Annotated in this window: 8 protein-coding genes and 1 pseudogene; 8 read left to right on the top strand and 1 reads right to left on the bottom strand. The window is 72.6% G+C overall.

Annotated features, from left to right (window positions below; translation table 11 throughout):
• Nucleotides 1-100: 100 nt before the first annotated feature.
• The 4 genes from glgC to ACFYMP_RS28155 all read left to right on the top strand — a co-directional run bounded on the left by glgC (nt 101) and on the right by ACFYMP_RS28155 (nt 6,852).
• Entirely contained in the window at nt 101-1,318 is a 1,218-nt protein-coding gene (glgC, locus tag ACFYMP_RS28170) for a glucose-1-phosphate adenylyltransferase (RefSeq protein ID WP_388862822.1), read from the top strand.
• Between the two features lie 214 nt (nt 1,319-1,532).
• A complete protein-coding gene (locus ACFYMP_RS28165) occupies nt 1,533-3,074 on the top strand; it encodes an SDR family NAD(P)-dependent oxidoreductase (protein ID WP_388862820.1) in 1,542 nt (513 codons plus the stop codon).
• Nucleotides 3,075-3,446: 372 nt separating this feature from the next.
• Nucleotides 3,447-3,620: a hypothetical protein gene (locus tag ACFYMP_RS28160; protein WP_388862818.1), complete on the top strand. Its 174-nt coding sequence runs from the start codon at nt 3,447-3,449 to the stop codon at nt 3,618-3,620.
• A 217-nt stretch (nt 3,621-3,837) separates the two neighbouring features.
• On the top strand, nt 3,838-6,852 hold the full coding sequence (locus tag ACFYMP_RS28155) for an alpha-mannosidase (RefSeq protein ID WP_388862816.1): 3,015 nt from the start codon (nt 3,838-3,840) through the stop codon (nt 6,850-6,852).
• Nucleotides 6,853-6,951: 99 nt separating this feature from the next.
• Here the strand turns inward: ACFYMP_RS28155 and ACFYMP_RS28150 are convergent, their stop codons facing one another.
• Complete coding sequence (locus ACFYMP_RS28150; protein ID WP_388862814.1) at nt 6,952-8,070, bottom strand: LacI family DNA-binding transcriptional regulator; 1,119 nt, start codon at nt 8,068-8,070, stop codon at nt 6,952-6,954.
• A gap of 408 nt (nt 8,071-8,478) precedes the next feature.
• Here ACFYMP_RS28150 and ACFYMP_RS28145 point away from each other — a divergent pair, with 408 nt between their 5' ends.
• From ACFYMP_RS28145 to ACFYMP_RS28130, 4 genes and pseudogenes are all read left to right on the top strand, one after another.
• On the top strand, nt 8,479-9,753 hold the full coding sequence (locus ACFYMP_RS28145) for an extracellular solute-binding protein (protein WP_388862812.1): 1,275 nt from the start codon (nt 8,479-8,481) through the stop codon (nt 9,751-9,753).
• A 173-nt stretch (nt 9,754-9,926) separates the two neighbouring features.
• Nucleotides 9,927-10,082 carry a hypothetical protein gene (locus tag ACFYMP_RS28140; RefSeq protein ID WP_388862939.1) on the top strand — a complete coding sequence of 52 codons (156 nt, stop codon included), beginning with the start codon at nt 9,927-9,929 and terminating at the stop codon, nt 10,080-10,082.
• A pseudogene (locus tag ACFYMP_RS28135) lies at nt 10,061-10,756 on the top strand (sugar ABC transporter permease); the annotation flags it as partial. The gene ACFYMP_RS28140 and the pseudogene ACFYMP_RS28135, both read left to right, overlap by 22 nt.
• 65 nt (nt 10,757-10,821) lie before the next feature.
• Nucleotides 10,822-12,510, top strand: a complete 1,689-nt coding sequence (locus ACFYMP_RS28130; RefSeq protein ID WP_388862810.1) for a glycoside hydrolase family 13 protein — start codon at nt 10,822-10,824, stop codon at nt 12,508-12,510.
• Nucleotides 12,511-12,731 lie beyond the last annotated feature (221 nt).

The following is a 12,731-nucleotide window of genomic DNA, read 5'->3' as shown; positions in this document are numbered from 1 at the left end:
CGCGGCACGCACACGTACCACCACGGGTAGGCACAGGCACCACAGCGGGACAGCACCACATGCAGGCGAACGCGGAACGGGTCGGCGACAGGGGACGGTTATGCGGGGCGGACCTTCGGTACTGGGCATCGTGCTGGCGGGCGGCGAGGGGAAACGGCTCATGCCGCTCACCGCGGACCGGGCCAAACCGGCGGTGACCTTCGGCGGCACCTACCGGCTGGTCGACTTCGTCCTGTCCAACCTCGTCAACGCCGACATCCTGCGCATCTGCGTGCTCACGCAGTACAAGTCGCACTCCCTGGACCGGCACGTCTCCACCACCTGGCGCATGTCCAGCCTGCTCGGCAACTACGTGACGCCGGTCCCGGCGCAGCAGCGGCTCGGACCGCGCTGGTACCTGGGCAGTGCCGACGCCATCCTCCAGTCCCTCAATCTGGTGCACGACGAACAGCCGGACTACATAGCCGTGTTCGGCGCCGACCACGTCTACCGCATGGACCCGCGGCAGATGCTGGAGCGGCACATCGAGGGCGGCGCCGGGGTGACCGTCGCCGGGATCAGAGTGCCGCGAACCGAGTCCACCTCCTTCGGCGTCATCAGCCCGAGCGGCGACGGCCGGCACATCGAGGGCTTCCTGGAGAAGCCGGCCGACCCGCCGGGCCTGCCCAAGGACCCCGACCACGTCTTCGCCTCGATGGGCAACTACCTGTTCACCACGAAGGTGCTCGTCGACGCCCTGCACCGGGACGCCGAGGACGAGAGCTCGGTGCACGACATGGGGGGCTCCATCCTCCCGATGCTGACCTCGCTCGGACAGGCCCAGCTCTACGACTTCGACGAGAACCGGGTGCCGGGGGAGAGCGCGCGCGAGCACGGCTACTGGCGTGACGTGGGCACCCTCGACTCCTACTACGAGGCCCACATGGACCTCGTCACCGACACCCCCGCCTTCAACCTCGACAACCGCAGATGGCCCGTCTACACCTACGCCGACGGACTGCCGCCCGCCAAGTTCTGCGCCGGCGGCATCGCGAGCGAGTCGATCGTCAGCCCCGGCTGCGTGATCCGGGGCCAGGTGACCCGCTCCGTCCTGTCGCCCGGCGTCGTGATCGAACCGGGCGCCGTCGTCCAGGGCTCGGTCCTGCACTCCGGCGTACGGGTGGGACGCGGGGCCGTCGTGCGCGGCGCCGTGCTCGACAAGAACGTCGAGGTCGCCCCCGGGGCCACCATCGGCGTCAACCCCGACCGGGACGGACGGCTGTACACGGTCTCCCCGCACGGCGTCATCGCCCTCGGAAAGGGAGTGCACGCCCACTGAGGCCCGGCGCCCCCGCCCCGGCCCGGGGCCGGGCGACCGCCCCACCGGTGGACGCCCGGCCCCGGGCCGGGGCGGTTTGTCGCCGGGGCTCCCGCCCCAGTACCCTCTGACCTTGCCTCGACCCTCATCCTTCTGAGCCGGGCGCCGCCCCGGAGCGCGGCGGCGGGGCCGCGCCCCAGGTGCGCGCAGCTTTCAGGACCCAGAGGACAACGCGATGACGCCGGCAAGCAGCACCTCCACGACGACCGAGCCCAGCGCTCCCGGGCAGCCCGCAGCGGCCATCCCCGGACAGCCGCGCTCCCCGGAGCCCCGCGAGGACGCCCAGGTGGCGGGGATCGACCCCGAGCGGCTCGCGGTCTGCCTCGACGTGATCAAGGAGCTGGACGGGCTCGACGTCGACCACCCCGACGCGATACTCGTCCGGCGCGCCACCTCCGGCCTCTACCGGACCGTGAAGCAGCGCCGCAGGCAGGAGCGCAGGGCGGCCAAGACCGCGCACGACCGGGCCGTGACCGAGGCCACGGCGACCGGTTCCGCCGAGCGCATCGACGACGAGACGCAGGGCGTCCTGCCCTCCTCCTCGGCCGCCGGCCGTATCGCGGGCATCCTCAAGCGCCCGCGCTCCTGCTACACCTGCAAGACCCGCTACGTCGAGGTCGACGCCTTCTACCACCAGCTGTGCCCGGAGTGCGCCGAGAAGAACCGCTCGCGCCGCGACGCCCGCACCGACCTGAGCGGGAAGCGTGCCCTGCTCACCGGCGGCCGCGCCAAGATCGGGATGTACATCGCGCTGCGGCTGCTGCGGGACGGCGCCCACACCACGATCACCACCCGCTTCCCGAACGACGCGATCCGCCGCTTCACGGCGATGCCGGACAGCGCCGAGTGGCTGCACCGCCTCAAGATCGTCGGCATCGACCTGCGCGACCCCGCCCAGGTCGTCGCCCTCGCCGACGCGGTCGCCGCCGAGGGACCGCTCGACATCCTGATCAACAACGCCGCGCAGACCGTGCGCCGCTCCCCGCAGGCGTACCGCGAACTGCTCACCGCGGAGTCCGCGCCGCTGCCCGCCGGTGAACTGCCCGCCTCCCAGGTCATCGGGACCTTCGGCTCGGGGGCCGTCGCCGCCCTGCCCGCCGCGCGCTCCGAGAGCCAGGTGCTCAGCGCCCAGGACGTGACCGAACTCGCCCTCGTCACCGGCTCCGCCTCCCCGGCACGGATCGCGGCCGGCACCGCGATCGACGCGGGCGGACTCGTACCGGACCTGCACGACACCAACAGCTGGGTGCAGACCGTCGACGCGGTGGACCCGGTGGAGCTGCTGGAGGTCCAGCTGTGCAACTCCACCGCGCCCTTCGTCCTCATCAGCCGGTTGCGTCCGGCGATGGCCGCCACCCCCGCCGGCCGCGCCTACGTCGTCAACGTCTCCGCCATGGAAGGGGTCTTCGCGCGCGGCTACAAGGGCGCGGGACACCCCCACACCAACATGGCCAAGGCCGCACTCAACATGCTCACCCGCACCAGCGCGCAGGAGATGTTCGAGACGGACCGGATCCTGATGACGGCCGTGGACACCGGATGGATCACCGACGAGCGCCCGCACCCCGACAAGATGCGGCTCGCCGAGGCCGGCTTCCACGCCCCGCTCGACCTCGTGGACGGCGCCGCCCGGGTCTACGACCCCATCGTGCGCGGGGAGTCGGGGGAGGACGTCTACGGCGTCTTCCTCAAGGACTACGAACCCGGCAAGTGGTGAACCCCCCTCCGCTCGCGCGGCGCTGACACCTCCACCCCCTCCGACACCCGGTGACCGCACGGCGGCACCGGGTGTCCTGTTGGCCGGAAGATGCCGCTCCGTCCCCGTCGTGTTGACGGATTCCCGCGCCATCGAGCGGGACCGCGCTCATGTGGCTACTCTGAGGGCACGGACAGCAGACGCGGGTGCCACCCCCACCCCCGTCCGTCCCCGGAAGTCGGCCGTACCTCGGCTGTCCTCCGCACGAGCCACCGGCGCCACCGCGCCCGTTCCGCCTCAGCAGCAGTGCCCCACCGGGCGGTCGGCGCGCCCCGGTGACTCGGGCGCCGGGCCGGTACCCCGGGGGGTTATCCGACACATAAGGAGTGCGCGGTGACACCTGAAACGACCCAGCGAGAACAGCGGACACGAGAGTACGGCGAACGCGGCCGGCGTCGGCAGCAGCAGATCGGCAGCCTGGAGGTCTGGTCGCGCTCCGCGCCGATCCGTCTCGCCGGGTACGAGGACGACCTCGCCGAACCCCACATCCTGCCCAGCGTGGACTGACCGCCCCGGCCACCGGCGCGCCAAGACAAGGACAACGGCCGGTTCCCCGCGTGCCCCGCACGCCGGGAACCGGCCGTCCCGCCTGGCCGGGGCCGCCGCGCGGTCACCCGGTTCCCCGTGGCGCGCGGCCTGAGGCGTGACGTACGGGGCGCGTGGGCAGGGGTGTTCCCGACCGTGAACCGCCGCGTCCCGCCGCCCTGCCTACGGAGCACTCCCCATGCATGACGACCGCACCCTGGTCGAAGCACGCCTCCAACGCGTCCTCGAAGAACGCATCCGTCCCGCCGTCCACCCCGAGACCGTTCCGCTCCGGGTGGCGATCTGGGAGGCGCCCGGAGAGCCGGTGCCCGTCGCCGAGGGACTGGCCGCCGAGCCCCGGCCCCTCGCGGTCGGTGAACCCTGGGGCGTTCCCTGGGGCACCAGCTGGTTCACCGTGACCGGCACCGTCCCGCGAAAGTGGGCCGGCCGCACCGTCGAGGCCGTGCTCGACATCGGCTTCAACCAGTCCGGCCCCGGCTTCCAGTGCGAAGGGCTCGTGCACACCCCCGACGGCAGCCCGGTCAAGGGCATCCACCCCCGCAACCGGTACGTGCGCGTCGGCGCCCCGGTGCGCGGCGGGGAGACCGTCGACTACCGCGTCGAGGCGGCCTCCAACCCCGTCATCCAGGGCGGCTGGCCCTTCGCGCCCACCCCCCTCGGCGACAAGGAGACCGCCGGCACCGAGCCGCAGTACCGGCTCGGCCGTATGGATCTGGCCGTTTTCGACCAGACCGTGTGGGATCTCGTCATGGACCTGGAGGTCCTCGGCGAGCTGATGAAGGAGCTGCCCGTCGACTCGGCGCGCCGCTGGGAGGTCCTGCGGGCCGTGGAGCGGGCCCTGGACGCCGTCGACCTCCAGCACGTGAACGCGACGGCCGCCGCCGCTCGCGCCGAACTGGCCGGCGTCCTCGCGACCCCCGCCCAGCCCTCCGCGCACCGGGTCAGCGCGGTCGGTCACGCGCACATCGACTCGGCCTGGCTGTGGCCGCTGCGCGAGACGGTCCGCAAGGTCGCCCGCACCAGCGCCAACATGGCCGCACTGATCGAGGAGAGCCCCGAGTTCGTCTTCGCGATGTCCCAGGCCCAGCAGTGGGCCTGGGTCAAGGAGCACCGGCCCGAGGTGTGGGAGCGGGTCAAGAGGGCGGTCGCCGGGGGCCGGTTCGTACCGGCCGGCGGCATGTGGGTCGAGTCGGACACGAACATGCCCGGCTCCGAGGCCATGGCCCGCCAGTTCGTGCACGGAAAACGCTTCTTCCTCGACGAGTTCGGCATCGAGAACGAGGAGGCGTGGCTGCCCGACACCTTCGGGTTCGCCGCCGGCCTGCCCCAGATCATCAGGGCGGCCGGTTCGAAGTACCTGCTGACGCAGAAGATCTCGTGGAGCAGGACCAACAGCTTCCCGCACCACACCTTCCGCTGGGAGGGCATCGACGGCACGCGGATCTTCACCCACTTCCCGCCCGTCGACACCTACAACTGCGAGATGAACGGCCACCAGATCGCGCACGCCGCCCGCAACTTCAAGGAGAAGGGGCGCGCCCGCCACTCCCTCGCACCCACCGGCTTCGGCGACGGCGGCGGCGGCACGACCCGCGAGATGGTCGCCAAGGCGGCCCGGATGCGGGACATGGAGGGCACGGCGACCGTCGCCTGGGAGAGCCCGGCCGACTTCTTCGCCAAGGCGCGGGCCGAGTACCCCGAGCCCCCCGTCTGGGTCGGCGAGCTGTACCTCGAACTGCACCGTGGGACCCTCACCAGTCAGGCCAGGACCAAACAGGGCAACCGGCGCAGCGAACACCTGCTGCGCGAGGCCGAGCTGTGGGCGGCCACCGCGGCCGTGCGCACCGGATTCCGCTACCCCTACGAGGACCTGGACCGGCTGTGGAAGACGGTGCTGCTGCACCAGTTCCACGACATCCTGCCCGGTTCCTCCATCGCCTGGGTGCACCGCGAGGCCGAGCGGACCCACGCGCGGGTGGCACGGGAACTGAACGCCGTCGTCGACGCCGCCCAGAGCGCCCTCGCGGGCAAGGGCGGCCGGCCGCTCGTCTTCAACGGCGCCCCGCACACCCGCTCCGGCATCGCGGCGGGCGGGGCGGGCGCCGCCCCGACGACCGGCGGCGTGACGCCGGCACCCCGTACGGGCGGCGGCTTCCTCCTCGACAACGGCCTGCTGCGCGCCGAGATCGACGCGCAGGGCCTCCTCGTCTCCGTGCGGGATCTGGAGAAGAGGCGTGAGACCCTCGCCCCGGGCAGCCGCGGCAACCTGCTCCAGCTGCACACCGACTTCCCCAACAAGTGGGACGCCTGGGACGTCGACGCCTTCTACCGCAACACCGTCACCGACCTCACCGAGGCCGAGGAGGTCACCACGGCCGGGGACGGCGTGCGCGTCGTCCGCTCCTTCGGCGACTCGCGCTCCACCCAGGTGCTGCGGCTGCTGCCCGGGGCCCGGCGCCTGGACATCGACACCGAGGTCGACTGGCACGAGACGGAGAAGATCCTCAAGCTCGCCTTCCCGCTCGACGTGCACGCCGAGCGGTACGCCTCGGAGACCCAGTTCGGGCACGTCCACCGGCCCACGCACACCAACACGAGCTGGGAGTGGGCCAAGTTCGAGGCGTGCAACCACCGCTTCGTGCACCTGGAGGAGCCGGGCTGGGGCGTGGCCCTCGTCAACGACTCGACGTACGGGCACGACGTGACGCGCACGGTGCGTGAGAGTGACCGGGGGACCACCACGACCGTACGGGCCTCCCTGCTGCGCGCCCCGCGCTTTCCCGACCCGGAGACCGATCAGGGGGTGCACCGCTTCCGGCACGCCCTGGTGCCCGCCGCCTCGATCGACGACGCGGTCCGCGAGGGCTGGCGGATCAACCTGCCCGAGCGCACCGCGCACGGCGCCGCCGAGGAGATCGCCCCGCTCGTGACGGTCGACCAGGAGTCGGTCGTGGTCACCGCCGTCAAACTAGCCGACGACGGGAGCGGTGACGTCGTCGTCCGCTTCCACGAGGCGCGGGGCGGCCGGACGGCGGTGACGCTCACGGCGGGGTTCGAGGTGGCCGCCGTGGCCGTCACCGACCTGCTGGAGCGCACCCTCACCGAGGAGCCGGAACCGGAGGCGGCCGAGGGCCGGGTGACCGTGTCCCTGCGGCCCTTCCAGCTCATGACGCTGCGCTTGACCCGGGCCTGAACCCCCTGGGGCGGGGGGCCGCCGCGCGAGCACACCGGCGTGCGCGCGGCCGCCCCGGGCTGGGCGGGCGGGGACCCGCGCGGCCAGCACGCGGACGCCTCAGCCCATGCCCTCGGGCGCCGCCCGGACGGGCGCCGAGGCGGTCGAACCACGCACCACCAGCTCCGGCATGAACACGAACTCGCTGTGCGGGGCGGGGGTCCCGCCGATCTCCTCCAGAAGCGCGCGCACCGCCGCCTGGCCCATCGCCGGCACCGGTTTGCGTACGGTGGTCAGCGGCGGGTCGGTGAAGGCGATGAGGGTCGAGTCGTCGAAGCCCACCACGGAGACCTCGCCCGGCACGTCGAGACCTCGGGCGCGGGCCGCGCGGATCGCGCCGAGCGCCATCATGTCGCTCGCGCACACGACAGCCGTGCACCCCCGGTCCAGCAGTGCGTCCGCCGCGACCCGGCCACCCTCCAGGGTGAACAGCGAGTGCTGCACGAGACGCCCGGTGACGTCCTGGGCGTCGAGGCCGAAGCGGCCCCGCATCGCGTCCACGAAGCCCTCGATCTTCCGTCGCACCGGCACGAAGCGGACCGGGCCGAGCGCGAGACCGATGCCGGTGTGCCCGAGCGAGGCGAGATGGGTCACCGCCAGGTGCATGGCGGCGCGGTCGTCGGGCGAGATGAACGGGGCGCGGACCCCGGGCGAGAAGCCGTCCACCAGGACGAAAGGCACGCCCCTGGCGCGCAGTCGCTCGTAGCGGCTCATGTCGGCGCTGGTGTCCGCGTGCAGCCCGGACACGAAGATGATCCCGGCCACCCCCCGCTCCACGAGCATCCCGGTCAGCTCGTCCTCGGTCGAGCCGCCCGGTGTCTGCGTCGCGAGCACCGGTGTGTAGCCCTGCCGGGTGAGCGCCTGCCCGATGACCTGCGCGAGCGCCGGGAAGATCGGGTTCTCCAGCTCCGGGGTGATCAGCCCGACGAGACCCGCGCTGCCGCGCCGCAGCCGCACCGGACGCTCGTAGCCGAGGACGTCGAGCGCGGCGAGCACGGACTGCCGGGTCGCGTCGGCGACCCCCGGCTTCCCGTTGAGCACCCGGCTGACCGTCGCCTCGCTCACCCCGGCCTGGGCCGCGATGTCGGCGAGCCGCGCGGTGCCCGTGCCCTCGGTCCGTACGGCGGAGGCGCGCGGGCGGCGGGTGGCCGGTACGCGCTCCGCGGGCTGCTGTGGCATCGGGCTCCCTCGGGTTCGGGGTCGGTGTCCGGGTGGGCGACCGTGCCCTGCGGGTCGGGGGCGGCGCGCACGGACCGTCCGATGGTTCCCCGGTCCCGGCCGTGGCAGCAAGGGCTTGCAGAGTCTTGCACAAGCCCCTCGGTCCGGTGTTCTAGGGGTGGCGGCCTGCGGAAACGGTACTTCGCAGGTCACGCGGCGATAACGAGATGGTGTCCGTCGGCGGTGTCTTGCAATTTTTTGCTGCAAGGTCTTTCGCGCCGCTTACCTGGCTGTTACGTTCTCGTTCGCCCGGCCGCCGCAACGGCGCTGTCGGCAAGTCGGCAAAGTCCCCTCCCCGCGGGGAGCGGGACGGAGGCGCGGAGCCCCGCCCTCCGGTCACTCGGGCTTTTTCACCCTCAAGGAGAACTCATGCGGCGTGGCATAGCGGCCACCGCACTGGTAGCGTCCCTCGCCCTCGCGGCGACGGCCTGCGGCGGCGGGGACGGTGACGGCGGCAAGGCGGACGGGCCCGTCACCATCACCTGGTGGGACACCTCCAACGCCACCAACGAGGCCCCCACGTACAAGGCGCTGGTCAGGCAGTTCGAGAAGGCCCACAAGGGCATCAAGGTCAAGTACGTCAACGTGCCCTTCGACCAGGCGCAGAACAAGTTCGACACCGCCGCCGGAGCGAAGGGCGCCCCCGACGTGCTGCGCGCCGAGGTCGGCTGGACGCCCGCCTTCGCGAAGAAGAGCTACCTGCTGCCGCTCGACGGCACCGAGGCGCTCGCCGAGAAGGACAAGATCCAGCCGAACCTGATCGAACAGGCCCAGTTCGAGGGCAAGACCTACGGCGTCCCGCTGGTCACCGACACCCTCGCCCTCGTCTACAACAAGGCGCTGTTCAAGAAGGCCGGCATCGCCGAGCCGCCCGCCACCTGGGCCGACCTCAAGAAGGACGCCGCCCTCGTCAAGGAGAAGACCGGGGCCGACGGCTACTGGGCCTCCACGGCCGGCTACTACGCCCAGCCCTTCCTGTACGGCGAGGGCACCGACACGGTCGACGCCGGGGCCAAGAAGATCACCGTCAGGAGCCCCGCCGCCGTCAAGGGGCTCAAGGAGTGGCAGGGCCTCTTCGACGGCAAGGGCCTGCACAAGGCCGACGTCACCGCCGACGCCTACGCCCACATCCAGGACGCCTTCGTCAACGGCAAGGTCGCCTCGATCGTCCAGGGCCCCTGGGAGCTGACCAACTTCTACAAGGGCTCCGCGTTCACCGACAAGGACAACCTCGGAGTCGCGACCGTCCCGGCCGGCTCCGCGGGCAAGCCGGGCGCCCCGACCGGCGGCCACAACCTCTCGGTGTACGCGGGCTCCGACAAGGCCCACCAGGACGCCTCGCTCACCTTCGTGCGCTTCATGACCTCGGCGAAGACCCAGGAGCGGATCGCGCTCAAGAACGGCACGCTGCCCACCCGCCAGGACGCCTACACCGCCGAGGTGAAGGCCGACCCCGGCACCGCCGGCTACCAGAAGGTCCTGGACGCCGCCCAGCCGCGCCCGGCGCTGCCCGAGTACTCCTCGCTGTGGACGCCGATGGACAGCGAACTGCCGAAGATCGCCAGTGGCAAGGAGTCCCTGGACGCGGGCCTGGCCTCCATCGAGACCGCGATGGCCAAGCTGCTGCCCGAGTTCGGCAAGTAGCCGTGCGGCCCCCGCGCGCCCGCCCCCGAGCGGGCCGGCGCGCGGGGGCCCCGCCGGCGACCGGCCGTCCCCGCCTGACCGGGGGCGGCCGGGCCGCCGGACCGGGTGGTGTCCGCCCCCCGGACCCACCGAGCGCAGCCCGCACGCAGTACCTCCCAGAAGGTGTCGAACCCATGACAGTCGCCGTCGAGAGCGCGGCCCCCGACAAGAGCCGTCCCGGCCCGCTGACCCGGCTCAGGCGCGGCTACCAGAAGTACTGGTACGCGTACGCGATGGTCACCCCCGTGGTGGTCGTGCTCGGTGTGCTGGTCGGATCTTCGGCAGCATGACCCTGTCGAACTACTCCTTCGTGCTGGAGCACACCAAGTTCTGGCACTGGCTGTCCTCGACCCTGATCGTGGGCCTGGGCACCACCGTGATCGGCGTCCTGTTCGCCGCGACCACCGGCTACGCCGTCTCCCGGATGCGCTTCCCCGGCTACCGCCCGCTCATGTGGGTGCTGCTGCTGACGCAGGCGTTCCCGATCGCCGTGCTGATCGTGCCGATGTACGAGATCTTCTCCGAACTCGGCCTCGTGGACAGCTATCTCGGGCTAGTCCTCGTCAACTGCACGACCGCGATCCCCTACAGCGCGTGGCTGCTCAAGGGCTACTTCGACACGATCCCGATCGAGATCGACGAGGCCGGCCGGATCGACGGCCTCTCCCTCTTCGGCACCTTCCGCCGCCTCGTCCTCCCGCTGGCCCGCCCCGGGATCGCCGTCGCCGCCTTCTACACCTTCATCACCGCGTGGTCCGAGGTCGCCTTCGCCTCGACCTTCCTGCTCGACGACGAGAAGTACACCTTCGCGGTGGGTCTGCAGAGCTTCGTGAGCGAACACGACGCCCAGTGGAACTACATGGCGGCGACCGCCGTGCTCATCGCGATCCCGGTGACCGCCTTCTTCTACCTCGTGCAGCGCCACCTCGTCACCGGCCTCACCGCTGGCTCCGCGAAGGGCTGACCGCCCCCGGCCCCGGCCGGACACCGAACCACCGCCCGACCGCACGCAGCAAGAGCAAGGACGCCATGACCCAGCACTCGACCGAGCCCACCCCGGACCGCGGGCTCGCCACCGCAGCCGCACACCGCGACTGGTGGCGCGAGGCCGTCATCTATCAGGTCTACCCCCGCAGTTTCGCCGACAGCGACGGGGACGGCATGGGCGACCTGGAGGGCGTCCGCTCCCGGCTGCCCCACCTGCGCGACCTCGGCGTGGACGCGGTGTGGCTCAGCCCCTTCTACGCCTCCCCGCAGGCCGACGCGGGCTACGACGTCGCCGACTACCGCGCCGTCGACCCCGTGTTCGGCTCGCTACTCGACGCGGACGCCCTGATCCGGGACGCCCACGCGCTGGGGCTGCGGGTCATCGTGGACCTCGTGCCCAACCACTCCTCCGACCAGCACGAGTGGTTCAAACGCGCCCTCGCCGAGGGCCCCGGCTCCCCGCTGCGCGAGCGCTACCACTTCCGCGCCGGACAGGGCGAGGACGGCGAACTGCCCCCCAACGACTGGGAGTCCGTCTTCGGCGGACCCGCCTGGACGCGGGTCGCGGACGGCGAGTGGTATCTGCACCTGTTCGCCCCCGAGCAGCCCGACTTCAACTGGGAACACCCCGCCGTCGCCGACGAGTTCCGCTCGATCCTGCGCTTCTGGCTGGACATGGGCGCCGACGGCTTCCGCATCGACGTCGCCCACGGGCTCGTCAAGGCCGAGGGGCTGCCCGACCTCGGCTCGCACGACCAGCTCAGACTGCTCGGCAACGACGTCACCCCGTTCTTCGACCAGGACGGCGTGCACGAGATCTACCGCTCGTGGCGCACGATCCTCGACGAGTACTCCGGGGAGCGCATCTTCGTCGCCGAGGCATGGACCCCGACCGTCGAGCGCACCGCCCGCTACGTACGCCCCGACGAACTCCACCAGGCGTTCAACTTCCAGTACCTGAGCACCCACTGGGACGCCGCCGCGCTGCGCGAGGTCATCGACCGCACCCTCGACTCGATGCGCCCGGTCGGTGCGCCCGCCACCTGGGTGCTGTCCAACCACGACGTGACCCGGCACCGCACCCGCTTCGGCAACCCGCCGGGCCTGGGCACCCAGATCCGCAGCGCCGGAGACCCCGGACTCGGACTGCGCCGGGCCCGCGCGGCGACCCTCCTGATGCTCGCGCTGCCCGGTTCCGCCTACGTCTACCAGGGCGAGGAACTCGGCCTGCCCGACGTCGTCGACCTGCCCGACGAGGTGCGCCAGGACCCCTCGTACTTCCGGGCCGCGGGCCAGGACGGCTTCCGTGACGGCTGCCGGGTCCCGATCCCGTGGACGCGCACCGGCCCCTCGTACGGCTTCGGGCCCGGCGGCAGCTGGCTCCCGCAGCCCGGGGACTGGGCCGAACTGAGCGTCGAGGCACAGACCGGCCGGCCCGGCTCCACCCTGGAGCTGTACCGCTCGGCCCTCGCCGCCCGCCGCGCCCAGCCCGCCCTCGGCGCGGGGGAGTCCGTCGAATGGCTCGACGCCCCCGAGGGGGTGCTCGCCTTCCGGCGCACCGCCCCCGGCGGCGCGAGCGTCGTGGTCACCGCCAACACCACCGGCGCCGCGGTGACGCTGCCCGCTCCCGGGCAGCCGCTGCTCACCAGCGCCGCCGACGGGGCCCTCCCCGCCGCCACGGACGGCCGCGTCCCGCTGGCCGCCGACACCACGGTGTGGTGGCTGGCCTGACCCTCCCGGGGCCGTCCCCGGTTTGCGCGCGGCGCCGGACGCGGACAGAGAATGAGGGACCGATCGGCCCGGTCCGGGCTCCCGCAGCCCCGGACCGGGCCGGGGGGGGGGGGGGGGGCGCGGGGGGGGGCCGCCCCCCCCCCCCGCCCCCCCCCCGCCCCCGCGGGGGGCCCCCCCCCCGCCCGCCCCCCCCCCCCCCCCCCGCGCCCGCCCCCCCCCCC

The sequence above is a fragment of the Streptomyces sp. NPDC007088 genome, from assembly GCF_042869355.1.
Taxonomy (GTDB): domain Bacteria; phylum Actinomycetota; class Actinomycetes; order Streptomycetales; family Streptomycetaceae; genus Streptomyces.
The sequence above is the reverse complement of the archived record's forward strand: the minus strand, read 5'-3'. Positions and strand labels throughout refer to the sequence as shown.

Excerpts from the sequence above, each read along its gene's own strand:
- glgC (WP_388862822.1), top strand. The coding sequence starts at position 101 with ATGCGGGGCGGACCTTCGGTACTGGGCATCGTGCTGGCGGGCGGCGAG.
- ACFYMP_RS28165 (WP_388862820.1), top strand. The coding sequence starts at position 1,533 with ATGACGCCGGCAAGCAGCACCTCCACGACGACCGAGCCCAGCGCTCCC.
- ACFYMP_RS28155 (WP_388862816.1), top strand. The coding sequence starts at position 3,838 with ATGCATGACGACCGCACCCTGGTCGAAGCACGCCTCCAACGCGTCCTC.
- ACFYMP_RS28150 (WP_388862814.1), bottom strand. The coding sequence starts at position 8,070 with ATGCCACAGCAGCCCGCGGAGCGCGTACCGGCCACCCGCCGCCCGCGC.
- ACFYMP_RS28145 (WP_388862812.1), top strand. The coding sequence starts at position 8,479 with ATGCGGCGTGGCATAGCGGCCACCGCACTGGTAGCGTCCCTCGCCCTC.
- ACFYMP_RS28140 (WP_388862939.1), top strand. The coding sequence starts at position 9,927 with ATGACAGTCGCCGTCGAGAGCGCGGCCCCCGACAAGAGCCGTCCCGGC.
- ACFYMP_RS28130 (WP_388862810.1), top strand. The coding sequence starts at position 10,822 with ATGACCCAGCACTCGACCGAGCCCACCCCGGACCGCGGGCTCGCCACC.